Origin of the sequence: Neptuniibacter marinus, assembly GCF_965223595.1 — a bacterium.
Classification (GTDB): domain Bacteria; phylum Pseudomonadota; class Gammaproteobacteria; order Pseudomonadales; family Balneatricaceae; genus Neptuniibacter; species Neptuniibacter marinus.
The window spans coordinates 3,320,873-3,347,484 of record NZ_OZ245004.1; the positions used below are offsets into that span (position 1 = coordinate 3,320,873).

Sequence of the window (26,612 nt, forward strand, 5' to 3'; positions counted from 1 at the left end):
AAACATCTTCGGCAGCCGGTTAGCGTATAAGATTTCCCAAAGAACCATTAGGCAACTTACCTATTCCTTGCTCTAAATACTGTTGTAATCGGTGATATTTATCTTTCTCAACGCCATCAGAAACCAATCGGCTCGATAATTTTAAATAACGTTCTACCATTTTTAAGCGCTCTGCACGCTTATCTACGGTGTCTCTCGCCGACTCAAGAAAAAGTTGAGCCAAGTTAAGCAAGGCATTGACGTTAGTCGTGTCATATTCGGTCGCTAGACCAAAGTACTTGAGGGCTTGAGGCATTTTACCTGAGAGGTAATGCTTAACACCTAAGCGATTCACTTTAACACTCATCTCAGGGTCATGTTTTTTACTGACCGCAGGTGTTACACGCTTCGTCTTCTCAGGCTCGATCAGCGGTACAGCATCACCCATTACATTGAGTAGTTCACGTTCTAAGTTTAACGGTGTGGATAGCTCCGAATTAGCTCTCTGAGCATCACGTGTGCATTTACTTGCCGCTTCAGTATCACCAAGTTGGTTATACATCTCACTTTTTAGCAATGACGCTTTTACTTTTAACAGATGATCTTCAGGAAAGGTTTTATAAGCCTGTTCAATTATGCTTTCAAACTCATTATGAAGCCCTATTTCTGCATTACCTTCTGCTGCCGAAAGCTCTATCCGCTTTACATTTGCTAGACGTAAATACGGTTCTGGGGACTTATAACAACTATGCCGACCTAATGCGATCGACTTTTTATAAGCACCTCCAGCGAGGTCGAGTTTTTTTGTTTGGGTAGCTAAACGACCCAATTCCATTTGGCGAGGGATACCCAATGGCGACCTTTGAGTGGCTTCATTTACTGTTTCACAGGCTAATTCAAGATCACCATTTTTCTCATGACTAGAAGCTAAAAGGTCGTAAGCAACAATAAATAAAGGGTATTCACTAATCAGCTCATTTAACAATCGCTGCGCTTCTTCAATATTACCTTGCGCTAGAAGCGCCTGTGCCCAACACAAGCCCGCTTCTTTATCATGGCCTTTCCAATAGAGCTTTTCTGCAATTTTGGCAGCTTCCTGCGATTTACCAAACTGAGTTAATAAACGCGATAAAATTAACTGTGCTTCATCATATTCGGCATCATAACTAGCAAAGTTATTTTTGCAGTAATTTATAGCCGTAGGGTAATCTCCAATCTCAAGCGCATCGTCAATGGGTTTAAAAATGGTTTTACGAAACAAGATGCTATCTAATCGATGCTTAAGCTCATCGATTGAGAAAGGCTTCATAATAAGCTCATCAGGGCGGCTATCAATTGCATGCAAAATAACTTCTTGCGACGAATCGCTGGTCATAAAAACCCAGCACGCACTTGGTTTTATATAACCAAGATAGCGGCACTCTTCAAGAATTTGAATACCGGCAACACTGTCATTTATGTTATGACCGAGCAGAATAACATCGTAGTTATTTTCGGATATTTCGGATAGGACTCGCTCATTAATAGTGATGGCTTTAAGATTCACTACTCCTAAGCTTCTTAGCATATAGAAGATTGTTGCACGCATGTTGCCACTACTTTCAATCAGCAACACTTTTTTGTCAGAATAATCTACTTTGGCCACTCAACCATCCGCGATAAAGTTACATATATGTATGCAGTATAAAAGCGGAGGCCTCAAGACAAAAGCATTTACTGAAAACAAAAAAAGCACCAAGCGTAGGGTGAAACACTTGGTGCCAAGACAGTTCTATGCTGTGTTGACTATCTTATAGGGAGAACAACTAAACGCGCATGACCCAGATCAAGAAAAACCGCTCCCACTGAGCGTAATCTGGGAGTATTGATACAATATGATGAGTTCTTCATCTATAGGTTTCAGGTACACTACATAAAAACATATAAAAATAGATACTTATGACTACAGCATTTATCACACATGATGATTGTGGCTTACATAATATGGGGCCAGAGCATCCAGAAAGCCCTATTCGCCTTGTCGCCATTAAGAAAGTACTGGAAAAAACAGGGCTGATGCAAGAACTTGAACAGATTCAATCCGTTCACGTCCTCCCTGAACAGATCCAATTAGTTCATGCCCATCTCCATCAAAAGCGTTTAGAAATGAAACTTCCTGAACAAGGTGTTATCTATACCGATGAAGATACCGCCCTATGCCCAGACTCATTACATGCAGCAAGCTTAGCAGCCGGATCAGCTATATTAGCCACAAACAGGGTAATTGCAGGCAAAGCTCAAAACGCATTCTGCGCTGTACGTCCGCCTGGGCATCATGCAGAGCATAATAACCCTATGGGGTTCTGCTTTTATAACAATGCGGCAATTGCTGCCATGCATGCCTTACAGCAGCCAGGTATAGAACGCGTGGCGATCTTTGATTTTGACGTCCACCAAGGAAACGGGACCGTTGATATATTTAAAGACAGGCCTGAAGTGCTAGTGTGCTCGACCTTTCAGCACCCTTTCTATCCCAAACGCTATAGCGATATCCAGCGAGACAATATCATAAACTGCCCTATGGAAGCCCATAGTGATGGCATGGTGTTCCGCAAATTGGTTGAATCAAGATGGTTACCTGCGATACAAGCACATAAGCCCGATATGATCATCATCTCTGCAGGCTTTGATGCCCATCATGAAGACCCAATGGCAGATATAAAACTAAATGAAGAGGACTATCGCTGGGTCACTCAGTTTTTGATGGATGCGGCAAAGACATATAGTAAGAATCGCATAGTGTCTATTTTAGAGGGCGGTTATAACCCAATATCGCTCGCCTTTAGCGTACAAGCTCATATCGAAGTTCTTTCGGGACATTAACACCAAGATCAACAAAAAAAGGCTGCCAAGTGGCAGCCTTTTTAATGACTTACTTTTATCGTCTTGAAATAAGCTTAACTTACAAACTTAATCATTACACCCGCAGCCACTGCAGATCCAATTACACCCGCTACGTTTGGCCCCATAGCATGCATCAGAAGGAAGTTTTGAGGGTTCGACTCAAGACCGATCTTATTTGATACACGTGCTGCCATAGGTACAGCTGATACACCAGCTGATCCAATCAGAGGATTAATAGCGTTACCACCTGCCATTTTGTTCATGATCTTAGCCATGATAACACCACAGGCAGTACCAATACCAAACGCCACAATACCCAAAGACAGAATACCAAGCGTCTGGAAATCGAGGAACTTATCTGCAGACAATTTAGAACCAACAGATAAGCCCAAGAAGATAGTAACAATGTTAATAAGTGCATTTTGTGCAGTATCACTTAAACGATCAACAACACCACACTCTCGCATTAAATTACCAAAGCAGAACATACCCAATAATGGAGCAGCATCAGGCAGTAACAAGGCAACAAGTACAAGTAGTAAGATTGGGAAAAGAATCTTCTCAGTCTTGCTCACATGACGTAGCTGATGCATTGCGATCTTACGTTCAGCTTCTGTAGTTAAAGCTTTCATGATAGGCGGCTGAATCAGGGGAACGAGCGCCATGTAAGAGTAAGCAGCTACCGCAATTGCACCAAGTAAATGAGGAGCAAGCAAGCTCGTCACATAGATTGCTGTTGGTCCATCAGCACCGCCAATGATACCTATAGCAGCGGCTTCCTGAATGTTAAAGTCCATAACACCCAGCGTTGTTAGGCCAACAGCCCCTAATACAGTCGCAAAGATACCAAATTGCGCAGCAGCACCTAAGAACAGTGTTTTAGGGTTAGCCAACAAGGGACCAAAATCAGTCATCGCCCCTACGCCCATAAAGATCAGCAATGGTGCGGCACCCGAAGCAATAGCAACCGTATAGAAGTTATACAACATTCCGTTGTTATAACCGCTATCTTGAGCCGCATAAACTGCAGCCGTATGCTCAGCAGCTGATGCACCATGGTAAGCATGAAGAATCTCATGAGGGTCTGTACTAGCTATATTGAGCGCACCTGCAAGCGAGTTCAACACTTCAGGTACAGCAAAATGCACTGCGTTTTCAACTGCAGAATAAGCAAGTCCCGCTTCAGGGATATTTGCCATAATGCCGCCAAAGCCAATAGGCACTAGCAATAAAGGTTCAAAGTTCTTTCGAATGGCTAGAAACAATAGCAACAAGCCAACCAAAATCATGATGAACTGGCCGCCCGTGATATTATAAATACCTGAGGCTGTAAACAGTTGGGTTAACTTTTCCATCTAGAATACCTTACGCCAGTGTCAGCAAAGAATCGCCAACCTGAACAGCGTCACCTTCGCTCACATCAACAGACACAACAGTACCTGCGCGTGCTGCACGTACTTCCGTTTCCATTTTCATCGCTTCTAGGATAACAAGTACATCACCCTCTTGAACCGCCTGTCCTGCAGACACTTCAACCTTCCAAATGTTACCCGCTAGCGGTGCAGGAATATCTTCACCTTCGCCGGCAGGAGCAGCAGCTGGCGCAGCAGATGCGGGTGCTACAGCTGAGATATCTCCGCCTTCAGCCACTTGTACAACGTAGTTCTGACCGTTAACAGTGATTGTGTAAACTTCTGATCCAGATTTCTTAGGTGCAGACATCGCTAGTGCGTCCTCTAATGTTGGTGCAGGTTCAAATGCATCAGGATTATTACGATTCTCAAGGAATTTAAGGCCAATCTGTGGGAATAACGCATAGGTTAGAACATCGTCAATCTCGTTCTCACCAGTCGTTAGGTTGATGCCTTTTTCAGTTGCTAGATTTTTCAACTCAGCAACAAGCTTATCCATTTCTGGCTCAAGTAGATCAGCAGGACGGCAAGTTATCTCTTCGCCGCCATCTAAAACACGCGTCTGAAGTTCTACATTGTATGATGAAGGAGCTGCACCATACTCACCTTTAAGGATACCTTGAACTTCTTTAGAGATAGTTTTGTAACGCTCGCCCATAAGGACGTTAATCACCGCTTGCGTACCTACGATTTGAGACGTAGGTGTTACCAACGGGATCCAGCCTAGATCTTCACGTACTCGTGGAATCTCTGCCAACACATCGTCAAACTTATCAGCAGCGCCTTGCTCTTTCAGCTGGCCTTCCATGTTAGTCAACATGCCACCAGGTACTTGAGCAACAAGGATACGAGAATCGGTTCCACGTAGAGAACCTTCAAATTTAGCGTATTTTTTACGCACATCACGGAAGTAAGCTGCTATCTCTTCAAGTTGTAGCAGATCAAGGCCTGTATCGCGATCTGTACCGGCTAAGGCAGCAACTACAGACTCTGTAGCCGTATGACCATAAGTCATCGACATAGAAGAGATGGCTGTATCAACACGGTCAATACCCGCTTCTACTGCCTTCAGGATTGTCATATCTGACAATCCTGATGTAGCGTGCGCATGTAGCTGAACTTCTAGATCCGTTTGCGCCTTAAGACGGGAAACCAGATCAAATGCATCATAAGGCGTCAAGATACCTGACATATCTTTGATCGCAATAGAGTCGGCACCTTTATCTTCTAACGTTTTTGCATATTCAACCCACATATCTGTGGTATGAACAGGGCTTTTTGTGAAAGAGATTGTGCCTTGAGCATGCTTACCAGTTGCCTTAACAGCTTTAATCGCTGTTTCAAGGTTGCGTGGATCGTTCATCGCATCAAAGATACGGAACACATCAACACCATTGGTTGCAGCACGCTCAACGAATTTGTTTACAACATCATCGGCGTAATGACGATAACCGAGCAGGTTCTGTCCACGCAGAAGCATCTGCTGTTTAGTATTTGGCATTGCCTGCTTAAGCAGACGGATACGTTCCCACGGATCTTCTCCGATAAAACGAATACATGAGTCAAATGTTGCGCCGCCCCAGCTTTCTAGGGACCAAAAGCCTACTTTATCCAGCTTTTCCGCGATCGGCAGCATATCTTCAACTCGCATACGCGTAGCAAAAAGTGACTGATGTGCGTCACGTAAAACTACGTCGGTAATACCAAGTGGTTTCTTAGCGTCGGTCATGGGTAATGGCCTTCTGTCGATTAATGCAGATTATTCTTTATTTATCCGTTCTTTGTTTATGAACGGTATTTATGAACAGCAGCTGTCATTACAGCTATCAACTCATCATTACTAGCCGTAGCAGCTGTTGGTGCAGCTTTTTTTGCTTTCGGCTTAGCAGGTGTTTCTGGGAAATACTTGCTAACTACTTTTGACATTCCCGAAGTTGTGAATACCAACAAAGTTAGAAATACAAATACGAATCCCATACCAAAGGCCATTAATTCTAGGCCTTCTGATAGCAGATTTTCCATCTTATGGATGCTCCTGTACTTATCGAAACCCATTCGCTTAGTAAGCGACTTTTGATCCGTTTATAAATTATAAACGTTCACTAGCGAATGCACTGGTTGCAAATGGACCACAATTAAACCCGAAAAGTCTATTTCTGGCAATAAATTGAGATCAAAATTCATCTAATTAACGGCATAATACCCAAAAACATAGGCACACTGCCGCTTAAACTAAAAAACAGCCCTATTTTTCGGCTACACCTGGGCGGTACACTTTTACGTTACTGAAACCCCGCTCTTGCATTTGGTGGGCATGCATCTGGCTCATCACACCTTTCTCACAGTATAGTAGATAATCTTTGTCTTCAGAAAAGCCATCTGCCGCGGTGGATAGAGCAAAAAAGGGTACCAACTGAATTTCACATCCCGGAATATTCAAGGGTTTCTTTTCCTGCTCATGGGGCGCACGAATATCAACGACAACTTGATTGGCACCGACGTTGGTTAAGGCCTCAACTTCCGCATGAATATTTACGTCTTCAACAATCTCGTCGATACTGATAACCTGGCGGCGCTCCAAGGCCCTTTCTAGCACTTCGTAGTCAAAATCTGACTCTTCCTTCTCGACGCGGTCTTTCTTAGCGCACGTCGTCGGACGATCAGAGATAACTCCGCAGTATTCAGGCATATTTTTAGCAAAATCATAAACACCGATTTCACGCGTTATATCGATAATATCTTGCTTATCCATTGTTATCAGCGGCCTTACCACGAGCTTCTCTGTCGCAGCATCAATAATCGCCAAATTAGGTAACGTTTGACTAGAGACTTGAGCAATACTTTCGCCTGTCACTAAAGCATCTATCCCCATACGATCGGAGACCTGCTCGCTAGCCCTCATCATCATGCGCTTAAGAACAACACCCATATGTGAATGATGAACGGACTGAAGAATTTCACCTATAACTTCATCAAACGGGATGGTAATAAACTTAACCCGCGCAGAGGAGCCATATCGCTGCCATAAATACAGGGCAACTTGTTTCACACCAATCTCATGTGCATGCCCACCTAAGTTGAAGAAAAGAAAATGGGTTTTACAGCCACGTCGCATGGACATGTAGCTGGCAACAATGGAATCAAATCCACCTGAAATTAAAGACAAGGTCGCTTCTTGTGTACCGAGCGGAAAACCGCCAAGACCTTTGTAAGTATTCGTAACCACATGCAGCTTGTCATTACGAATTTCTAAATCCACATAAAGATCAGGCTTATGTACATCCACTCCAAGGGCTTCTGAGTGCTGATTAAGCCCACCCCCTACATAACGTTCAACATCAATAGAACGAAACTCGTGTTTGCCTGAGCGCTTCACACGTACCTTAAACGTTTTGCCCCTCAACTCATCTGCATAAATAGCATGAGCTTTTTCGTATATATCGTGAAAATCACCCAATGGATACTCTGTCACTTCCACAAAACTATGAATACCCGGCGTACGTTGCATAAGATCAACGACTTGCGCCACGATCTCGGCACTAGCCCCCTCACACACAACATCGAGCTTATCCCAGTGACCGCGCACTTTAATCTGCTCGTCAACACGACGCATCATATTCTGCAGATTACTCTGTAATCGCTGAATCAAACGTTTGCGTACCGGACGGCTTTTAATAGTAATTTCTGGAAATAAACGAATAGAGAACTTCATAGCGGGGAGCTCAACAATATAAAGGAATATGAATGGTTATTATAAAACGAAGGGATATACATATACAGCTTAGGTTTAGATGGCGCGCCCGAGAGGATTCGAACCTCTGACCGCCTGGTTCGTAGCCAGGTACTCTATCCAGCTGAGCTACGGGCGCATATCTGAAATATTTTTTTGAAGTGGCGCGCCCGAGAGGATTCGAACCTCTGACCGCCTGGTTCGTAGCCAGGTACTCTATCCAGCTGAGCTACGGGCGCATTCCAAAAAGTAAGACCGTTGTATTTGATTGGCGCGCCCGAGAGGATTCGAACCTCTGACCGCCTGGTTCGTAGCCAGGTACTCTATCCAGCTGAGCTACGGGCGCTTAATCAAATGGCGGTGAGCTAGGGATTCGAACCCTAGATAAGATTTCTCCTATACGCCCTTAGCAGGGGCGCGCCTTCAGCCACTCGGCCAGCTCACCAACAACGGCGCGTAATATACCTAACTGATTTTAAAAAGGAAAGAAAAGATTTGAAATTTATTACTGATTTCCCTCTTCTTCCTTCTCACGCTGGATACGCTGATAGATTTCTTCCCGGTGAACAGACACATCTTTAGGCGCATTTACACCTATACGAACCTGATTACCCTTCACACCAAGGACTGTAACAGTGACTTCGTCACCAACCATTAAAGTTTCGCCTACACGACGAGTAAGAATTAACATACTTTAGAATCTCCTTTGTACATCCAAGGCCAGCTTGCTCAACAAAACAACCTGCACACCGGTATTCATCCAATACCCTACCAATACGCTGCCCATATAATAACGCTAACCTAACTATAGACTAGCTTCCCACTATAAGTGCTATTTTTCACTTACAGAGTTGTTCGCATCTAGCTCAAAAACAGAGTGCAAAGCACGTACTGCCAGCTCTAGATACTTTTCAGCAATAACAACAGAAACCTTAATTTCAGAGGTAGATATCATCTGAATATTAATATTCTCTTCTGCCAAAGCATCAAACATTTTACTTGCCACTCCCGCATGAGAGCGCATACCAACGCCCACAATAGAAACTTTGGCAATTTTGTTATCTCCCACCACCTCACGGGCCCCAAGCGCCTCTGAGGCCTTCTCAAGCACGCTACGCGCAACATCGTAATCATTGCGATGTACAGTGAAAGTAAAATCCGTTGTGTTATCCGCAGCAACATTCTGCACGATCACATCAACTTCTATATTTGCACGACTAACTGGACCTAATATTTTGGAAGCCACACCTGGTATATCAGGTACTCCCATAACCGTTAGTTTTGCTTCATCACGATTAAACGCAATACCTGAAATAATTGGTTTTTCCACAGTTGACTCATCCTCTATGGTAATCAACGTACCCGGCCCATCTTGAAAACTATGCAGCACTCTCAAGGGAACCTTATATTTTCCAGCAAACTCAACCGCGCGAATCTGCAGCACCTTTGAACCAAGGCTGGCCATTTCTAGCATCTCCTCAAAGGTGATCACATCTAAGCGTTGCGCCCCACTAACAACTCTAGGATCAGTAGTGTATACGCCATCAACGTCAGTATAGATCTGACATTCGTCAGCCTTTAATGCCGCAGCTAATGCGACACCCGTCGTATCAGAACCTCCACGACCTAAAGTCGTGATATTGCCGTCAACATCAACACCTTGGAAACCGGCAACAACAATAACACGCCCCTCAGCCAAATCAGCTTGCATAGATGAGACTTCTATATCCTCTATCCGCGCTTTCATATGGGAAGAGTCAGTTAAAATTTTAACCTGACTACCCGTATAAGAACGCGCAGGAACACCTCTTTTCTCTAGCGCCATACAGAGTAGAGCTATAGTTACCTGCTCACCTGTAGAGAGCAGCACATCCATCTCACGAGGACTTGGTGTTTGCGGCTGTATCTCTTTAGCTAAGCCGATAAGACGATTAGTCTCACCACTCATCGCAGACACAACAACAACGATGTCATGCCCCTGCTGCTTGAAGCCTTGCACTTTTTCAGCCACAGCTTCAATCCGCTCAACACTACCTACGGATGTACCACCGTATTTTTGTACATACAGCGCCATAATTAATACCCTACGAGCAGATTAAACCGCTGCCTTAACAAGATCTTCTACTGAACCAAGCGCAGCAGACAATGCATCTAAATCCGTACCACCACCCTGCGCAAAATCAGGACGACCACCGCCTTTACCACCAATTTTACCCGTCAGGTCTTTGATGATATCGCCCGCTTTAATTTGACTTGTCAGTTCCTTAGTAACACCGGCTGCTAAAGCGATCTTGCCATCCTGCACAGTAGCTAATACGACCACGCCACTACCTAACTTGTTTTTCAACTGATCAATCGTGTCACGTAGTGCTTTGGCTTCTACACCTTCTAATTGAGCCGCAAGCACCTTAACGCCGCTAACCTCTATTGCAGAGCCAAGAAGATCTGAGCCCGCCGCTGAAGCCAACTTAGTTTTCAATTGCTCCAGCTCTTTTTCTAACTGACGATTTCGCTCAGACAATCCTTTAACTTTATCAATAACAGATTCGCGCGAACCTTTAACTAACGCTGAAACAGTAGACAAAGTTAAATCTGTTTCGTTCAACCAGTTAAGAGCGCCTAAACCTGTGACTGCTTCAATACGTCTAACGCCTGCAGCTACACCGCTTTCAGATACAATTTTTAATAAACCTATATCACCAGTACGCTTAGCATGAGTACCACCACAAAGCTCGATGGAGAAGTCCCCCCCCATAGTTAGGACTCTAACGGTCTCATCGTATTTTTCACCGAACAATGCCGCTGCGCCTTTCTCTTTAGCTGCATCTATTCCCATGATTTCAGTAACAACTTCTGAATTCTGGCGAATCTGCTCATTAACAAGACGCTCAACTTCACTTATCTGCTCAGCCGTCATCGCTTCAAAATGAGAAAAATCGAAGCGTAAACGCTCTTCATCATTAAGAGAGCCTTTTTGCTGCACGTGCCCCCCCAATACAGTGGAAAGTGCCGCATGCAATAGATGGGTAGCTGAATGATTCAAGGCAATCGCTTGACGGCGTACCGCGTCTACTTCAGGTAAAATATGATCACCTACAGTCAATGAACCTGAGGTTAATACACCATGATGGAGGTGATTTTTACCCTCTTTAGTGCAGTCAGCCACATCAAAACGAGCAGTATTTGACGTTAAAACGCCGCTATCGCCTACTTGACCACCCGATTCAGCGTAGAACGGTGTTTTATCTAGTACAACAATAGCCTGCTGACCTTCAGCAAGCTGCTGCACTTCACTTCCGTCAGAGAATAACGCTACAACCGTGGCTGTATCATTCAATCGTTCATAGCCAGTAAAGTCAGTCGAACCGTCAAGACGGATCGCATCGTTATAATCTACTGAGAACTTTCCAGCTGCACGCGCACGTTCACGCTGGGCTTCCATTGCCCGCTCAAAACCTGCTTCATCAACACTTAGCTCATGTTCACGTGCAACATCGGCAGTTAAGTCAAATGGGAAACCATAAGTGTCGTATAACTTAAAGATCGTTTCTCCTGGAATTTCTGAGCCATCTAACTGCTCAATCGCTTCCTGTAGTATACGCATACCGTGATCTAACGTCTTCGCAAACTGCTCTTCCTCTTTTAGAAGAACGCGCTCCACTTGAGATTGCTTCTCTTTTAATTCTGGATAGGCTTCGCCCATTTCCTTAACAAGCGCTGTCACTAATTGATTAAAGAAAGGACCACTTGCCCCCAACTTATTGCCGTGACGAACAGCGCGACGGATAATACGTCGCAATACATAACCGGCACCTTCGTTAGAAGGCAAAACACCATCAACAATAAGAAACGAACAAGAACGAATATGATCGGCAATTACACGTAATGATTTATTATCAAGATCACTCACGCCTACAGCCTCTGCCGTTGACTTAAGTAAGCTCTGAAACAAATCAATCTCATAGTTTGAATGGACACCCTGCATGATTGCCGCTATACGTTCTAAACCCATCCCCGTATCTACGGATGGCTTAGGTAACGGCGTCATTTCACCGTCAGCACTGCGGTTGTATTGCATAAATACAACGTTCCAGATTTCGATGTAACGATCACCATCTTCTTCAGGGCTGCCTGGAGGCCCCCCCCAAACATCTTCACCATGATCAAAAAAGATCTCAGTACAAGGACCGCAAGGGCCGGTATCGCCCATAGACCAAAAATTATCTTCATCCAATTTAGAAAAACGCTCAGGATCAACACCGATCTCATTTTTCCAAATTTTCTCAGCTTCAGCATCTGAATGATGAACCGTGACCCATAATCGCTCTTTTGGCAGCCCCATCACTTCAGTGAGAAAGCTCCAAGCAAACTGAATAGCATCACGCTTAAAATAGTCACCAAAGCTAAAATTACCCAACATCTCAAAAAATGTATGATGTCGAGCGGTATAGCCTACATTCTCTAAGTCATTATGCTTCCCGCCGGCTCGTACACAACGCTGAGAACTGGTAGCACGAGAATAGCTTCGTTTGTCGCTACCGAGGAAAACATCCTTAAACTGAACCATGCCCGCATTGGTAAACATCAATGTAGGATCATTGGCAGGAATGAGGGAGCTACTCGCTACAACCTCATGGCCTTGCTTATTAAAATAATCTAAAAAAGCTTGGCGAATTTCAGCACTTGTCATGTATTTCATTAGATGAACCGTATGCGTGTCCGTTCCAGTAAACCTGCCAAATGACCGTCTAATAGCCACGACAGAAAAAAGTAACCACAAATATGGGCGCCATAGTATATATCCTGTACTGAAATTGTTCGAATATTTTTGAATTAATGACCATTAATAGGACGATTAATGGGGATCTATAACCTACATACCTAATTTATGCGTTAATTTGTATTTTTTAACACTTCATTTTCAGCATATTGAATTTCATCAAATGAGAAACCACGTTGACTCATAAAACGAACTCTTCTTGCACGCTCCTTATAATCCAAGGGCTTAGACGATATTGCATATTTGCGCCCATATAACTCAAACGCTAGCTCAAACCAATCAACTTCACTCGCCTCTAAGACCTCCTCGATAAGCGCTTCATCAACACCCTTACGCTTAAGATCAAAACGAATACGCATCAGACCATGCCCTTGAGACACCCTCATACGTATAAAGCTTTCAACAAATCTCAAATCTGATTGATAACCCGCCAATTCCAAGTCATTCAATACAGATTCAACGTCTATATCACCCGATATTAACAACAGCTTCTTTCGCAGTTCACCTTTAGAGTATTCACGCCGCGCGAGTAGAACTATCGCTCTATTCCATACATCTTTTTTAGTAATTTCTCTATCCATGACATTGCCTTTAGCAAGCTCTAGGCATTGAAACAAAAAAGACCTCCATCACTAAGTGAGGGAGGCCTTAATCTTAACCTAGTCTATTATTAAATAAGATCAAGATTCTCAGAAGAATCACTCTCTTCCTTTTCTGCAGGAGCAGCTGCCAATAAACGTTTACGTAATTCAGTTTCAATTTCATTAGCGATTTCACGATTTTCTTCTAAAAACTTCGCAGCATTAGCCTTACCTTGACCAATTTTATCGCCATTATATGCGTACCATGCACCAGACTTATCAACAAGCTTCTCTTTAACGCCGAGATCAATTACCTCACCCATATGGTAGATACCCCTACCATACATAATTTGAAACTCAGCCTGACGGAAAGGAGGTGATACTTTGTTTTTTACAACTTTAACACGTGTCTCGTTGCCAATAACCTCATCTCCCAACTTAACCGCTCCTGTGCGGCGTATATCCAAACGTACAGAGGAATAAAATTTAAGCGCATTACCACCTGTTGTAGTTTCAGGATTACCGAACATCACACCGATTTTCATACGGATCTGATTAATAAAGACTAATAGACAGTTTGAATTTTTAACATTGCCTGTCAGCTTACGCAGAGCTTGGGACATCAAACGTGCCTGCAAGCCAACATGAGTATCACCCATATCACCTTCAATTTCGGCTTTAGGTGTTAAAGCAGCTACGGAGTCAACAATAATCACATCCACCGCATTTGAGCGCACTAACATATCGGTAATTTCTAACGCCTGCTCACCTGTATCAGGCTGAGAGACCAGCAAACTGTCTACATCAACACCTAATTTTTCAGCATAGATAGGGTCCAACGCATGCTCAGCATCCACAAACGCGCAGGTTTTCCCTTCTTTCTGTGCTTCGGCAATCACCTGCAGAGTCAGTGTTGTTTTACCGGAGGATTCTGGACCATAAATCTCAACAATACGACCATAAGGTAATCCGCCTATACCTAGCGCAATATCCAGCCCTAAAGACCCTGTCGATACGGCAGGGATTGCCTCTCTTGGCTGATCTCCCATACGCATGACTGCGCCTTTACCAAACTGTCTTTCGATCTGCCCTAATGCTGCATCAAGCGCTTTTTTACGATTCGCGTCCATCTTAAACCCTGTCTAAGTTATTTCACATTACGTTGAAATATACTGTATGTATGGACAGTATTATTTCATAACATTTCTGGATTGCAACCCTCAGATAGTCAAGTTATGTAAAATTCCTTCAAGCGCAACCCTAACCGCTTGTTTTCGAACGGATTCACGATCCCCATTAAACTGAAAAACTGCCGTTCGGGTCGGCTTTTCATGCACCGCCCACGCAAACCAAACCGTACCAACGGGCTTTTCTTCACTCCCTCCACCAGGACCCGCTATTCCACTTGTTACAACAGACAACTGAGCAGAGCTATGTAATAAGACACCTTCGGCCATCTCAATCACCACATTCTCAGATACCGCTCCAAACATCTCTAAGGTCTGTTCAGATACCCCTAGCATCTCCTGCTTCGATTGATTACTGTAAGTAACAAAGCCACGATCAAACCACTCAGAACTACCCGCCACGGCTGTTATCTCTTGAGCAATCCAACCACCGGTGCATGATTCTGCAGTAGCTATCATTACTTTCTTTTCGATCGCTTTCTTAGCAATCTCACATACTAGCTGTTGCATATAGACTCCACTTATCCACAACTTATCTCTTTTATTATTCTCATTTCTCACTAAAACAACAAAAAGAAAGACACGAACACATATATAATCGCATCTATGTTGTCATATCCATTTAACGTACAATGCCTCTAATAACTGCACCTAAACATAACTAACTTACTCAAAAATAGACAGTATAATCAGATGGTTACCAAAGCATCCCCAACCCACACCCCTATGATGCAGCAATACCTACGCATTAAGGCTCAACATCCTAATCAACTTGTCTTTTATCGGATGGGAGACTTTTATGAGCTTTTCTATGATGATGCAAAAAAAGCCTCTGAGCTACTGGATATTTCCTTAACTGCACGTGGAAAGTCAGGCGGGGAACCCATCCCTATGGCGGGCATCCCGTACCATGCAGCAGAGACCTATGTAGGCAAAATTGTCCGTGCCGGTGAATCCGTTGTCATCTGCGAGCAGATTGGCGACCCTGCCACCAGCAAAGGGCCAGTCGAACGGGCCGTTGCCCGTATTATCACCCCGGGAACCGTCAGTGATGAAGCACTCTTAGACGAAAATCGAGACAACCTATTAGTCGCTATCAATCAGGTTGATGATATTTATGGCCTCGCTATTGTCGATATAACATCAGGCCGTTTTAGTTTGCTTGAAGTTAATACTCAGGACTCACTTTTAAGTGAACTCGAGCGCTTACGCCCTTCTGAAACCTTATTCAATGAAGAAACGCCTCTAGGCACCTTGTTAGCTACACATAAAAGCTTACGGCCCCAAGCACCTTGGCACTTTGAGAACGATACCGCTCATAACCTTTTATGTCAGCAATTTAAGGTCAAAGATCTCGGTGGGTTTGGCTGCGAACAGCATAAGGTAGCAATCAGCGCAGCGGGGTGTTTACTCCAGTACGCGAAAGACACCCAAAGAACCGCACTCCCCCACATTCGTCGCATCCAAGTTGAGCACCACAACGATTGCGTCGCTTTAGATGCGGCCACCCGTAAGAATTTAGAAATTGATCAAAACCTGTCAGGCGGATTCGATAATACACTCGCCCAAGTAATCGACAAATGCCGTACTCCGATGGGGAGTCGTTTATTGAGACGCTGGCTGCATAGACCGTTGCAAGACAGAAGCGCCCTCTTAGCACGGCAAGCCTCAATCCAATGGCTTCAAGATGAATATCGTTTTGAAAACATAGAACAAGACCTTAAAAATATTGGTGATAGTGAACGAATCTTAGCGCGAATAGCCCTTCGTTCAGCACGCCCCCGTGACTTAGAAAGACTAAGAAATTCATTAAATGTACTGCCTAGCCTTCAAAATCAACTGCGGGGCACCACAGCGCCAAGAGTGGCGGAACTTGCCGAAACAATTAAAGAGTTCCCTACTTTAGCGAACTTACTCAGCCGAGCCATTATTGATAACCCTCCCGTAATTATTCGTGATGGCGGCGTGATCGCTGAAGGTTTTGATACAGAGCTCGATGAATTACGCGGTTTAAGTGAAAATGCTGGTGCATACTTGATTGAACTTGAGCGTCGAGAACGTGAACGCACAGGTATTCCAACCTTAAAAGTAGGCTATAACCGAGTACACGGTTATTTTATAGAGATAGGCAAAGCGCAAAAAGCGGAGCTACCCGCTGAATATATACGTCGCCAAACACTCAAAAACGCAGAGCGCTATATAACCCCTGAACTTAAAGAGTTCGAAGACAAGGCCCTATCCGCCAAAAGCCGCGCCCTATCACGGGAAAAAGCACTTTATGATGAGCTGCTTGAAACCTTAGCGACAGAACTCGCCGAATTACAAGATTCCTCAGCCGCTATAGCCGAACTAGATACCTTAAACAATTTAGCAGAACGCGCATCAACACTTGATTACGTCCCACCAACGTTGACGGATGAACCACAAATAAAAATTCAACGGGGTCGCCACCCTGTAGTTGAATCAGTTTTAGACGATCCTTTTGTCTCTAATGACTTAGAACTCGACGCTAAACGAAAGATGTTAATCATCACCGGCCCGAACATGGGTGGTAAATCCACCTATATGCGTCAAGCAGCGCTTATCACTTTACTGGCCCACATAGGAAGCTATGTACCCGCAAGTGCGGCAACAATCGGCATCGTTGATCGAATATTCACCCGCATGGGTTCATCCGATGACTTAGCAGGTGGTCGATCCACCTTCATGGTAGAGATGACCGAGACTGCTAACATTATGCATAACGCAACGGATCGCAGCTTGGTATTAATGGATGAAGTAGGTCGAGGTACCAGCACCTTTGATGGCTTATCCCTCGCTTGGGCATGTGCAGAAAATCTTGCCCGTGAAACCCGCGCTTTTACACTCTTTGCAACCCATTACTTTGAATTGACCAGCTTGCCAGAACAAGCACCAAGCGTATTTAATGTGCATTTAACGGCAGTGGAACACAATGATCATATTATCTTCCTTCATGAAGTCAAAGAGGGCCCAGCAAGTCAAAGTTACGGTTTACAGGTTGCTCAGCTAGCTGGTGTACCGCTGCAAGTAATACAGCAGGCAAAAACAAAACTGCTACAGCTAGAACAAGATGTTACCGTCGCAGCACAGATGACAACACCGCCACCACCGGTTCAGAACGATATGTTTTCCGCACCGACTCACAAAGCCGTAAAAGAGCTTAAAAAGATAGCGCCTGATGAGCTTTCTCCACGACAGGCATTGGAGCTTTTATACGAACTAAAGGAATTAGTTAAATAAATACAAAAAACCGCCAATGGCGGTTTTTTTATCGAGATACAAAACAATCTATTGCTGAAGTAGATCTTCTCCACTTAAGCCATTTCTTTCGACAATATCACGCAGTTTACGCAGCGCTTCAACTTGAATTTGACGAACACGTTCACGGGTCAGACCAATTTCTCTCCCCACTTCTTCTAAAGTACTCATTTCATAACCACGAAGGCCAAAACGCCGAGATAAAACCTCAGCATGCTTCTCAGGCAAGCTATTCAACCAATTATCCAGATTCCCACTGATATTGGAGTTCTGAAGTAAAGTAGCAGGGTCGGTCGAAATAGTATCAGGGATGGTATCGAGTAAAGATTTGTCTGAATCTTTACCCATTGGCGTATCAATCGAAGTTACACGTTCATTGAGACCCATCATACGTTCTACGTTCTCAACAGGCTTCTCCACCAGCTCAGCTATTTCTTCAACTGAAGGCTCATGATCCAATTTGTGCGCTAACTCTCTTGAGGCTCGAAGATAGACATTTAACTCTTTAACCACATGAATCGGCAGCCTAATTGTACGAGTCTGATTCATAATCGCTCGTTCAATCGTTTGACGAATCCACCATGTAGCATAAGTTGAAAAACGGAAACCTCGTTCAGGGTCAAATTTTTCAACCGCACGAATCAATCCTAAATTCCCCTCCTCAATAAGATCTAACAGCGTAAGACCTCTATTGATATAACGGCGAGAAATCTTAACAACTAATCTTAAGTTGCTCTCGATCATTCGTTTACGTGCAGACTCATCGCCCTTAAGTGATAAACGGGAGAAATGAACCTCCTCCTCTGCACTCAAAAGTGGCGAAAAGCCTATTTCATTCAGATAAAGCTGTGTCGCATCCAAATTTTTAGCATTTAACAAATCTTTGTGGGCAATGCTACCGCGTCCCCGCCCACTATTTAAAAGCTCCTTTTTTTCTTCGGATGTTACAGTGGTCTGATCCGGTTTTTCTGGAAGCTGCTCATCGCTTACAGCAGCACCCTGCAACTCCAATTTGCAGTCGTTATCCATATTCTCCATAACCCGTTCCCTAAACGTCGCATTCAAAAAAAAAAACAGATTTTTTATTATTATTGGCTATCGCTTGGGTAAATACCTAAGTGGATCAACCGGTTTCCCATCACGTCGTATTTCAAAATGTAACATGACTCTATCCGCACCACTGCTACCCATCTCAGCAATTTTCTGACCTGTTTTAACCATATCATTTTCTTTTACTAAAACACGACTATTATGTGCATATGCACTCAAAAATTGCTGATTGTGATCAATAATTACGAGATTCCCATAACCTAACAAGCCATTACCCGCGTAGACAACCTTGCCTGACGCCGCTGCTTTAATCGCCAGACCTCTTGACCCAGCAATATCTATCCCTTTATTAATAACACCCTTTGTTTTAAATGTATTTAAGATTTTACCGTTTGTCGGCCACTTCCAGTAAATTTTACCTGAAGAATTTGTTTTAATTATGGGATTTTTACTCTTAGTAGTTGTTGTTTTTGCTGGCGGCTTAGCTATAGATGAAGTCTTAGCTATACTCTTAATCTGCGTTTTCGTTGTTGCCTGAGCTTGAGGCTTAGATTTTGATGCAGGCTTATTAGCGACAACATTCTGCCGAGTAGACGTAATAATAGGCTTAGGAGCCACTATAGAAGAATCGCGAACAATTGATTCGCGTGAAGGTGCTGTCGCTGGCTTTAATCTTAAAGGCTGTCCAGGATAAATACTATAATGGCTGCCAATGCCATTCAAGGCAGCCAGTTGTCTATAATCCATCCCGTAACGAAACGCTATGGAATAAAGCGTATCCCCTTTTTTAACAATGTATTCTGATGTAGTCGGATGGATAGCTGCAGGCACAGCACGTTCACTAACGGGCGCATAAGTGTGTCCACCACATGCTACAAGCGACCCCGTTATAGTAAACGCTAAAAACCATCTTAGCAGCACAATACTATACCTCTGATTTTCGCCCCATTTTTTCAATTACTACAACCATAAGAACCCCTACAATCATCAATAATAAAGAATACATTAATAACGCGGGCTCACCCGTAAGCGACTCAAAGGAAAACGGAGATATATTTTCTTGCACTAAAGGTATCTCCTCACCATGCCGATTAATGGTATAGGCTGTTGTATATTTCCAAGGCCACACTTTATTAAGCGAGCCCAACATAAAGCCACCTAATAGTGCAAAGGTGGTGGTTTTGAAAGAACTAAACATCCAACTCAATACACGAGAAAAACTTAACAACCCAACAATACAGCCACCAACAAATAAACTTAGGGTCACCAACTCTAAATTTTTAATAGCCATCAAGATCGGCGCATACATACCTAAGAGCAACAGAATAAAACTTCCTGAAATACCGGGAAGAATCATTGCACAAATTGCCACCATACCAGACAGAAAGATAAACAGCGGTGTTACCTCCAAGCTTGTAGGAGACATTGATGTAACAAAGTAAGCCGTAACCACCCCAACAATAAAGGAGGTATAGGTATTACGATCCCATAGATCTATATGCCGACAGACTGACCATACTGAAGCCAAGATCAGACCGAAGAAAAAAGACCAAAGCAATTCCGGATATTCTGCTAACCAATACAGAACAACATGAGAGATAGTTAATAAACTAAATAGTATTCCGGAAATAAGTGTTAAAAGAAACGAGCCATTGACATGTTTCCATACAGCAACAGGCCCCTCCCTAAACAACATCAGTACAGCGGTTGGACCAAACTGCTTTAATGAAAATATAAGTTCTTCATATATTCCCATCATAAAGGCGATTGTGCCTCCAGACACGCCAGGAACCGCATCTGCAGCCCCCATCATCATACCTTTACCCGACAGCGCAATATAATCACGCAGTGAACGCCTTTCTTGCATCTAAACTCCCTAACGTACAGTACCGCTTAATAATGGAACAAATTTCACACACTCAAGCACTTCTGTTGAAAACTCCTCTTCTGAGAGGCGTAAAACCAGCTTAAGCTCCTGACTATCACTTCCACCTACAGGAATGATGAGTCTTCCACCAATAGCTAACTGCTGCTTCAACTCTTCTGGAACTTCTTCCGGAGCACAGGCAGCCAATATCCCATCAAATGGAGCCTTGACTGACCAACCCATTCCTCCATCGGTATGCTTAAGATGGACATTACTAAGTCCTAACAGTTTTAGCCGCTCTCGTGCTTTTTCTTGTAAAGGACGAATCCTCTCTACACTAAACAATTCGGACACCAAGGGTGCCAAAATGGATGTTTGATACCCTGAACCGGTACCCACTTCTAACACTTTATCTAAAGGCCCATCCGCCAATAAGGTTTCAGTCATACGTGCGACAATAAAAGGCTGCGATATAGTCTGATTAAAACCAATAGGTAGGGCTGTATCTTCATACGCACGATGCGATAAAGCTTCATCAATAAAGATGTGTCTAGGCGTCTGACGCATCACTTCGAGTACAGATTCATTAACTATACCCTGCTCCCTTAACCGATTAATTAATCGGTCTCGAGTTCGTTGTGAGGTCATTCCTATCCCACGTAATTGCTTATCGTTCAAAAACTACGCTCCAACCAATCACCTACATTATCCATACCTGCGTATTCCGTCATATCCACATGCAAAGGCGTAATAGATACACAACGCTCATCTAACGCATAAAAATCAGTACCCGGCGCCCTATCTGCTGCAGCCCCCGCTCCAGCAATCCAATAACGCACCTTTCCGCGAGGGTCATGGGTTACTATTGGTTTATCAGCACAGGATCTATGCCCTAAACGAGTCACATGAATACCGCTAAATTCATCCACAGAGCAGTCAGGCACATTAACATTTAAAATAGTTCTCGGCGCAACATTCAGCTGATGAATATTAGCTACTATATCTTTGGCCACTTGCGCGGCAGCTTCATAAGAAGCTGGATGAAAGCTGCCTGATGATATAGCAATGGAGGGATAACGAAAATGCCTGCCCTCCATCGCAGCAGCAACCGTACCTGAGTAGATCACATCATCACCAAGATTAGGGCCAGCATTAATCCCTGACACTACAATATCTGGTTCCATGCCCAATACTCCAGACCCACCAATATGAACACAATCGGTCGGCGTGCCATTGATACTATAAAATCCATTTTCGTGGTGAACAATTTCCAATGGTCTATCAAGGGTTAAAGAATTACTCGCGGCGCTCCGATTTCTATCCGGAGCGACGACCAACACTTCGCCTAAATCAGATAAGGCTCGGACTAACGCCGACAACCCTGGAGCATAAACACCATCATCATTTGAGATTAATATCTTCATATATCCGTCGTTACTCTGACACAGAAGTTAAACACAGCTCTCGAAGTACACTTGTTGCGAAAGCACCAGACATTAAACCAAACTCAATCCAACACTCTGTCTCGCTTATCTGCTCTAGCTTAAGGTTTTCAGGCTGCAGCTTCAAAGCTCTTCGCTCCTGATTTAAACTTAAGGTTTCTAAAAGATCGGAAACGCCTTTCCATTGCAACAAAGTAGAGCGCTCCCATTCTTCGGCTTCACCTGTAGGCATCATCTCACCACGCCCCCACAAAGGCCCAGTCAGCGTAATAGCATCATTATTAAGGCGCTCCTGTAGTTCATCGTTCGACTTTTCTTCAACAAAACAGCTCTGACTGCCGGAGATCATCAAAGCATCACCATCCATTATGCGACCCCACAACCCGCTTTCTATACGTGAAGACAAAAGCTGGTTAAACAACCATGAGCGCACCGCCGAAATATAGATCCCTTTTTTGTTACGCTGCCGCTCCTGAATCTCCCCTTTTAACAGGGCAATGCCTTTATACAAATTACCAAAATCAAAACCAAAGCGCTGTTCACCAAAGTAATTAGGTACGCCCCCTTGTTCTACCAAAGCCACGCGACGCTTCAACGCATCCATATCCGTAACTTGCCGTAAGCACAGCCTAAAGGTATTCCCTTTTAGCGTACCTAAGCGAAGTTTGCGCGGATGACGTACCGCCTCAAGCACCTCAATGCTATCGCCACCAAACAGCTTCCAATTGAGATTTCGCTTAATGGGAAATTTAATACAAAACCACTGTTCAGTAACCGCATGCCGATCTTTTTTGCCGGCATAAGTCACATCCCGCGGACCAACTTGAGCAAAGTTAGCTAGCTGGCGTGCAACCCAATCTGTATTCTCTCCACGTTTGCGGATATATAAAAATACATGCTCACCTTGCCCCTCAGGTTCAAAGCCAAGCAGCTCTATAACTTGGAAATCTTCAGGGGTTGAACGAATAACTGCTTCGCTCTCAGGAACGCCGTATAAATATTTAAAATCTGTAGGTAGGATTATCACGTGTTATTTATTCTCTTCTACAGGCTCAACTAACTGAATAAACGTTTCGCCATCACGTATCATGCCCAATTCACTTCGAGCACGTTCTTCTAGCGCTGCTTGCCCTTTTTTAAGATCCTGAACTTCAGCTTCTAACTCACTATTTCTTTGACTTAACTCTTGGTTAATACTTTTCTGCAACTCTATTTTGGCATTCAAGTCCCAAATATCACGCACATTCACCTCTCCGAACCACAATCGGTATTGCAGTCCTAATAAAAGGCAAATGAGTAACGTAATTAACCAGCGATACATAGACATTCTTTAAGCAAAAAAAGAGGGCAATCCGCCCCCTTTTTATATCAGACTATTGAGCAAACAACTACGTTAGCCCTGCCCTTTAATTTCTTTCAAACCATTATAGATAGCATCAGCACCTAACTCTTCTTCTATACGAAGCAGGCGATTGTACTTAGCTACTCGGTCAGAACGACATAGTGAACCTGTCTTAATCTGACCAGCAGCCGTACCCACAGCTAAATCAGCAATAGTGGTATCTTCTGTTTCGCCTGAGCGATGAGAGATAACCGCAGTAAATCCAGCATCTTTAGCCATTTTGATAGCATCAAGCGTTTCTGACAAAGAACCAATCTGGTTAAATTTAATCAGTATTGAGTTACCAATACTCTGCTCAATACCACGGCTCAATATTTTAGTATTAGTTACAAAAAGGTCATCACCAACCAATTGAACTTTATTGCCAATTCTCTTCGTCAGATAAGCCCAACCTTCCCAATCTGACTCATCCAAACCATCTTCAACAGAAACGATTGGATAGTTTTCAGTAAGAACCGCAAGGTAATCACTAAAACCTTCGGAATCAAAAACCTTACCTTCGCCAGCAAGATCATATTTGCCATCTTTATAAAATTCAGATGCGGCGCAATCTAAAGCTAGAGTTACATCTTTACCTAACTCATAACCTGCATTTGAGACCGCTTCTTTAATAACAACCAGCGCTTCTTCATTGGACGCGAGATTAGGCGCAAAACCACCTTCATCACCGACCGCTGTATTCAAGCCTTTGGCTTTTAAAACCGCTTTCAATGCATGAAAAATCTCTGCACCACAACGCAAACCTTCGGAGAACTTATCAAAATTAACCGGCTGCACCATAAACTCTTGGATATCTACGTTATTATCCGCGTGCTCACCGCCATTCAGAATATTCATCATAGGCACAGGCAAAGAGTACTGTCCTGGCGTGCCGTTCACATCTGCAATGTGCGCATAAAGAGGAATACCTTTCTCTACAGCCGCTGCTTTAGCCGCCGCCAAAGAAACCGCCAAGATAGCGTTTGCGCCAAGGTTTTCTTTATTTTCGGTACCATCCAGCTCAAGCATTTTATTATCAAGCGCACGCTGATCAGTAACATCCATTCCAATTAGCGCTTCACGGATAACACCGTTGACTGCAGCAACTGCTTTCAATACGCCTTTACCCAAGTAACGCGCTTTATCACCATCACGAAGTTCAAGTGCTTCACGAGAGCCTGTTGATGCACCAGATGGGGCACAGGCTGAACCAACAACACCTGACGCTAGGATAACGTCAGCTTCTACAGTTGGGTTTCCACGAGAATCCAATACTTCGCGGGCTTTAATGTTAGCAATCTGTGTCATGGGTAAAAAACTCCAGAAATTTTTCGTTCAGGGGGCTAAAGCCCCCGTCCATAATTTTTCAATTAGCTTGTTGATCTATCGCAGCCTGAATAAATCCGGTAAACAACCCGTGACCATCACGAGGAGTTGACGTGAACTCAGGATGGAACTGACAAGCCACAAACCAAGGATGATCCGCTACTTCTACGACTTCGACCAACTCACCATCAACTGAACGTCCAGAGATACGTAGGCCAGCATCTTCTAATTTAGAGACGTAATTGTTATTCACTTCGTAACGATGGCGGTGACGTTCAGTCACCTCTGTAGAACCATAAGCTTTAGCCGCCGTAGATCCTTCAGCCAAATGACAAATTTGGGCGCCCAAGCGCATTGTTCCACCTAAGTCATCAGTTTCACCACGCGTTTCTACATCACCTTCAGATGTTCTCCACTCAGTAATCAAACCAACAACCGGATGCTCTGCCTGAGCGTCAAACTCAGTCGAAGTCGCAGTTTCCAAACCTGCAACATTACGCGCAAATTCAATCACTGCTACTTGCATACCTAAACAGATACCTAAGTATGGAACCTTGTTCTCACGCGCATAGCGAACAGCACTGATCTTCCCTTCAACGCCTCGTTCACCAAAACCGCCAGGCACAAGAATAGCATTAACATCACTAAGAATACCCACCCCTTCACGCTCTACACGTTCAGAATCGATACACTCAATTTTAACTCGTCTCTTCAAGGCGATACCCGCATGGGAAAGCGCCTCGATCAATGATTTATAAGCATCCAGAAGCTCCATGTATTTACCAACCATGGCAATCTTAACTTCACCTTCAGGATTCAAGTGAGCATCAGCTACACGATCCCATTCATCAAGATTGGCTTCGCCACATTCAAGATTAAAACGCTCTATCACGATGTCATCAAGATGCTGTTCTGACAGCATACGAGGAATGTTGTAGATAGTATCGGCATCAGGTAACGAAATAACCGCCCGCTCTTCCACGTTAGTAAACAGGGATAATTTACGGCGCGATGAATCGGGTATCGCAAAATCAGACCGACATACCAAGATGTCCGGTTGAATACCGATTGAACGAAGCTCTTTAACCGAATGCTGAGACGGCTTAGTTTTGATCTCACCCGCAGTAGCAATATAAGGCACTAAGGTTAAGTGCATAAACATAGCGCGAGATGAACCGAGTTCCGCTTTAAGTTGGCGAACAGCTTCCATAAACGGTAGCGATTCAATATCACCAACAGTGCCGCCAATCTCTACCAAGGCAACATCAGCATCACCAGCACCCTCTATAACACGACGCTTAATCTCATCGGTAATATGAGGAATAACCTGTACTGTACCACCAAGATAATCACCACGGCGCTCTTTACGGAGTACATGCTGATAGATACGCCCAGCAGTGAAATTATTACGTTTACTCATGGTCGTACGAATAAAACGTTCGTAGTGACCAAGGTCGAGGTCGGTTTCTGCACCATCCTCTGTTACAAAAACTTCACCATGCTGGATGGGGCTCATAGTCCCTGGATCCACATTGATATATGGGTCCAGTTTCAACATAGTTACTTTCAGCCCTCTGGCTTCCAAAATGGCAGCGAGAGATGCGGATGCGATGCCTTTGCCCAATGAGGACACAACACCGCCTGTGACGAAGATATATCGCGTCATGCAGAACCTGTCTGATCGTGTATTAAACGAGGAAATTTTAAGTTGGAGA

22 protein-coding genes and 4 tRNA genes are annotated in these 26,612 nt (G+C 43.9%); 2 read left to right on the forward strand and 24 right to left on the reverse strand.

The window, feature by feature from the left end; genetic code table 11:
* Positions 1 to 19: 19 nt before the first annotated feature.
* Positions 20 to 1,624: a tetratricopeptide repeat protein gene (locus tag ACOQOE_RS15685; protein WP_420554432.1), complete on the reverse strand. Its 1,605-nt coding sequence runs from the start codon at positions 1,622 to 1,624 to the stop codon at positions 20 to 22.
* A 293-nt stretch (positions 1,625 to 1,917) separates the two neighbouring features.
* Between ACOQOE_RS15685 and ACOQOE_RS15690 the strand changes: the two genes are divergently transcribed.
* Positions 1,918 to 2,841, forward strand: coding sequence for a histone deacetylase family protein (locus ACOQOE_RS15690; RefSeq protein ID WP_067867167.1), 924 nt, complete (start codon positions 1,918 to 1,920; stop codon positions 2,839 to 2,841).
* A gap of 74 nt (positions 2,842 to 2,915) precedes the next feature.
* Here the strand turns inward: ACOQOE_RS15690 and ACOQOE_RS15695 are convergent, their stop codons facing one another.
* From ACOQOE_RS15695 to pncC, 14 genes are all read right to left on the reverse strand, one after another.
* A complete protein-coding gene (locus tag ACOQOE_RS15695) occupies positions 2,916 to 4,217 on the reverse strand; it encodes a sodium ion-translocating decarboxylase subunit beta (protein ID WP_067867169.1) in 1,302 nt (433 codons plus the stop codon).
* Between the two features lie 10 nt (positions 4,218 to 4,227).
* Complete coding sequence (gene oadA / locus ACOQOE_RS15700; protein WP_420554433.1) at positions 4,228 to 6,003, reverse strand: sodium-extruding oxaloacetate decarboxylase subunit alpha; 1,776 nt, start codon at positions 6,001 to 6,003, stop codon at positions 4,228 to 4,230.
* Between the two features lie 56 nt (positions 6,004 to 6,059).
* A complete protein-coding gene (locus tag ACOQOE_RS15705; protein ID WP_067867173.1) occupies positions 6,060 to 6,296 on the reverse strand; it encodes an OadG family protein in 237 nt (78 codons plus the stop codon).
* Positions 6,297 to 6,519: 223 nt separating this feature from the next.
* Positions 6,520 to 7,986: a tRNA uracil 4-sulfurtransferase ThiI gene (gene thiI, locus ACOQOE_RS15710; RefSeq protein ID WP_420554434.1), complete on the reverse strand. Its 1,467-nt coding sequence runs from the start codon at positions 7,984 to 7,986 to the stop codon at positions 6,520 to 6,522.
* A gap of 80 nt (positions 7,987 to 8,066) precedes the next feature.
* Positions 8,067 to 8,143 (reverse strand) — tRNA-Arg (locus ACOQOE_RS15715).
* 23 nt (positions 8,144 to 8,166) lie between these two features.
* Positions 8,167 to 8,243: transfer RNA gene (locus ACOQOE_RS15720), tRNA-Arg, on the reverse strand.
* Positions 8,244 to 8,273: 30 nt separating this feature from the next.
* Positions 8,274 to 8,350: transfer RNA gene (locus tag ACOQOE_RS15725), tRNA-Arg, on the reverse strand.
* Positions 8,351 to 8,359: 9 nt separating this feature from the next.
* Positions 8,360 to 8,449 (reverse strand) — tRNA-Ser (locus ACOQOE_RS15730).
* Between the two features lie 60 nt (positions 8,450 to 8,509).
* Positions 8,510 to 8,695: a carbon storage regulator CsrA gene (csrA, locus tag ACOQOE_RS15735; RefSeq protein ID WP_067867177.1), complete on the reverse strand. Its 186-nt coding sequence runs from the start codon at positions 8,693 to 8,695 to the stop codon at positions 8,510 to 8,512.
* A 141-nt stretch (positions 8,696 to 8,836) separates the two neighbouring features.
* Positions 8,837 to 10,078: an aspartate kinase gene (locus ACOQOE_RS15740; RefSeq protein WP_420554435.1), complete on the reverse strand. Its 1,242-nt coding sequence runs from the start codon at positions 10,076 to 10,078 to the stop codon at positions 8,837 to 8,839.
* A gap of 21 nt (positions 10,079 to 10,099) precedes the next feature.
* On the reverse strand, positions 10,100 to 12,694 hold the full coding sequence (alaS, locus tag ACOQOE_RS15745; RefSeq protein WP_067867241.1) for an alanine--tRNA ligase: 2,595 nt from the start codon (positions 12,692 to 12,694) through the stop codon (positions 10,100 to 10,102).
* A 203-nt stretch (positions 12,695 to 12,897) separates the two neighbouring features.
* Complete coding sequence (locus ACOQOE_RS15750) at positions 12,898 to 13,365, reverse strand: regulatory protein RecX (protein ID WP_420554436.1); 468 nt, start codon at positions 13,363 to 13,365, stop codon at positions 12,898 to 12,900.
* Positions 13,366 to 13,454: 89 nt separating this feature from the next.
* Entirely contained in the window at positions 13,455 to 14,495 is a 1,041-nt protein-coding gene (recA, locus tag ACOQOE_RS15755) for a recombinase RecA (protein ID WP_067867183.1), read from the reverse strand.
* 90 nt (positions 14,496 to 14,585) lie between these two features.
* Positions 14,586 to 15,062 (reverse strand): nicotinamide-nucleotide amidase, encoded by a 477-nt coding sequence (gene pncC / locus ACOQOE_RS15760; protein ID WP_420554437.1) that lies wholly within the window; start codon positions 15,060 to 15,062, stop codon positions 14,586 to 14,588.
* Between the two features lie 183 nt (positions 15,063 to 15,245).
* Here pncC and mutS point away from each other — a divergent pair, with 183 nt between their 5' ends.
* Positions 15,246 to 17,813: a DNA mismatch repair protein MutS gene (mutS, locus tag ACOQOE_RS15765; RefSeq protein ID WP_420554438.1), complete on the forward strand. Its 2,568-nt coding sequence runs from the start codon at positions 15,246 to 15,248 to the stop codon at positions 17,811 to 17,813.
* Positions 17,814 to 17,861: 48 nt separating this feature from the next.
* On the opposite strand, the gene rpoS is transcribed toward mutS, so the two are convergent.
* The 9 genes from rpoS to ACOQOE_RS15810 all read right to left on the reverse strand — a co-directional run bounded on the left by rpoS (position 17,862) and on the right by ACOQOE_RS15810 (position 26,563).
* A complete protein-coding gene (gene rpoS, locus ACOQOE_RS15770; RefSeq protein WP_067867188.1) occupies positions 17,862 to 18,869 on the reverse strand; it encodes an RNA polymerase sigma factor RpoS in 1,008 nt (335 codons plus the stop codon).
* Between the two features lie 57 nt (positions 18,870 to 18,926).
* Positions 18,927 to 19,802, reverse strand: coding sequence for a peptidoglycan DD-metalloendopeptidase family protein (locus tag ACOQOE_RS15775; protein ID WP_420554439.1), 876 nt, complete (start codon positions 19,800 to 19,802; stop codon positions 18,927 to 18,929).
* 4 nt (positions 19,803 to 19,806) lie between these two features.
* A complete protein-coding gene (locus tag ACOQOE_RS15780) occupies positions 19,807 to 20,748 on the reverse strand; it encodes a DUF368 domain-containing protein (protein ID WP_420554440.1) in 942 nt (313 codons plus the stop codon).
* 9 nt (positions 20,749 to 20,757) lie between these two features.
* Positions 20,758 to 21,396 carry a protein-L-isoaspartate(D-aspartate) O-methyltransferase gene (locus ACOQOE_RS15785; protein ID WP_197468059.1) on the reverse strand — a complete coding sequence of 213 codons (639 nt, stop codon included), beginning with the start codon at positions 21,394 to 21,396 and terminating at the stop codon, positions 20,758 to 20,760.
* A 26-nt stretch (positions 21,397 to 21,422) separates the two neighbouring features.
* The gene (gene surE, locus ACOQOE_RS15790) at positions 21,423 to 22,172 is read right to left on the reverse strand and encodes a 5'/3'-nucleotidase SurE (RefSeq protein ID WP_067867194.1); all 750 of its coding nucleotides are present in this window, start codon (positions 22,170 to 22,172) and stop codon (positions 21,423 to 21,425) included.
* A 10-nt stretch (positions 22,173 to 22,182) separates the two neighbouring features.
* Positions 22,183 to 23,217, reverse strand: coding sequence for a tRNA pseudouridine(13) synthase TruD (truD, locus tag ACOQOE_RS15795; RefSeq protein ID WP_420554441.1), 1,035 nt, complete (start codon positions 23,215 to 23,217; stop codon positions 22,183 to 22,185).
* Positions 23,218 to 23,220: 3 nt separating this feature from the next.
* Entirely contained in the window at positions 23,221 to 23,511 is a 291-nt protein-coding gene (ftsB, locus tag ACOQOE_RS15800; RefSeq protein WP_067867245.1) for a cell division protein FtsB, read from the reverse strand.
* 72 nt (positions 23,512 to 23,583) lie between these two features.
* Positions 23,584 to 24,879, reverse strand: coding sequence for a phosphopyruvate hydratase (gene eno / locus ACOQOE_RS15805; RefSeq protein WP_420554442.1), 1,296 nt, complete (start codon positions 24,877 to 24,879; stop codon positions 23,584 to 23,586).
* Between the two features lie 58 nt (positions 24,880 to 24,937).
* Positions 24,938 to 26,563 (reverse strand): CTP synthase, encoded by a 1,626-nt coding sequence (locus ACOQOE_RS15810; protein WP_420554443.1) that lies wholly within the window; start codon positions 26,561 to 26,563, stop codon positions 24,938 to 24,940.
* Between the last annotated feature and the right edge of the window lie 49 nt (positions 26,564 to 26,612).

What these genes read in the sequence shown, in the direction of transcription:
- ACOQOE_RS15750 (WP_420554436.1), bottom strand. Translation starts at nt 13,365, where the DNA reads ATGGATAGAGAAATTACTAAAAAAGATGTATGGAATAGAGCGATAGTT.
- ACOQOE_RS15705 (WP_067867173.1), bottom strand. Translation starts at nt 6,296, where the DNA reads ATGGAAAATCTGCTATCAGAAGGCCTAGAATTAATGGCCTTTGGTATG.
- oadA (WP_420554433.1), bottom strand. Translation starts at nt 6,003, where the DNA reads ATGACCGACGCTAAGAAACCACTTGGTATTACCGACGTAGTTTTACGT.
- ACOQOE_RS15780 (WP_420554440.1), bottom strand. Translation starts at nt 20,748, where the DNA reads ATGCAAGAAAGGCGTTCACTGCGTGATTATATTGCGCTGTCGGGTAAA.
- ACOQOE_RS15690 (WP_067867167.1), top strand. Translation starts at nt 1,918, where the DNA reads ATGACTACAGCATTTATCACACATGATGATTGTGGCTTACATAATATG.
- ACOQOE_RS15785 (WP_197468059.1), bottom strand. Translation starts at nt 21,396, where the DNA reads ATGACCTCACAACGAACTCGAGACCGATTAATTAATCGGTTAAGGGAG.
- ftsB (WP_067867245.1), bottom strand. Translation starts at nt 23,511, where the DNA reads ATGTATCGCTGGTTAATTACGTTACTCATTTGCCTTTTATTAGGACTG.
- pncC (WP_420554437.1), bottom strand. Translation starts at nt 15,062, where the DNA reads ATGCAACAGCTAGTATGTGAGATTGCTAAGAAAGCGATCGAAAAGAAA.
- ACOQOE_RS15810 (WP_420554443.1), bottom strand. Translation starts at nt 26,563, where the DNA reads ATGACGCGATATATCTTCGTCACAGGCGGTGTTGTGTCCTCATTGGGC.
- alaS (WP_067867241.1), bottom strand. Translation starts at nt 12,694, where the DNA reads ATGACAAGTGCTGAAATTCGCCAAGCTTTTTTAGATTATTTTAATAAG.
- csrA (WP_067867177.1), bottom strand. Translation starts at nt 8,695, where the DNA reads ATGTTAATTCTTACTCGTCGTGTAGGCGAAACTTTAATGGTTGGTGAC.
- mutS (WP_420554438.1), top strand. Translation starts at nt 15,246, where the DNA reads ATGGTTACCAAAGCATCCCCAACCCACACCCCTATGATGCAGCAATAC.
- ACOQOE_RS15740 (WP_420554435.1), bottom strand. Translation starts at nt 10,078, where the DNA reads ATGGCGCTGTATGTACAAAAATACGGTGGTACATCCGTAGGTAGTGTT.
- ACOQOE_RS15695 (WP_067867169.1), bottom strand. Translation starts at nt 4,217, where the DNA reads ATGGAAAAGTTAACCCAACTGTTTACAGCCTCAGGTATTTATAATATC.
- recA (WP_067867183.1), bottom strand. Translation starts at nt 14,495, where the DNA reads ATGGACGCGAATCGTAAAAAAGCGCTTGATGCAGCATTAGGGCAGATC.
- surE (WP_067867194.1), bottom strand. Translation starts at nt 22,172, where the DNA reads ATGAAGATATTAATCTCAAATGATGATGGTGTTTATGCTCCAGGGTTG.
- thiI (WP_420554434.1), bottom strand. Translation starts at nt 7,986, where the DNA reads ATGAAGTTCTCTATTCGTTTATTTCCAGAAATTACTATTAAAAGCCGT.
- rpoS (WP_067867188.1), bottom strand. Translation starts at nt 18,869, where the DNA reads ATGGAGAATATGGATAACGACTGCAAATTGGAGTTGCAGGGTGCTGCT.
- eno (WP_420554442.1), bottom strand. Translation starts at nt 24,879, where the DNA reads ATGACACAGATTGCTAACATTAAAGCCCGCGAAGTATTGGATTCTCGT.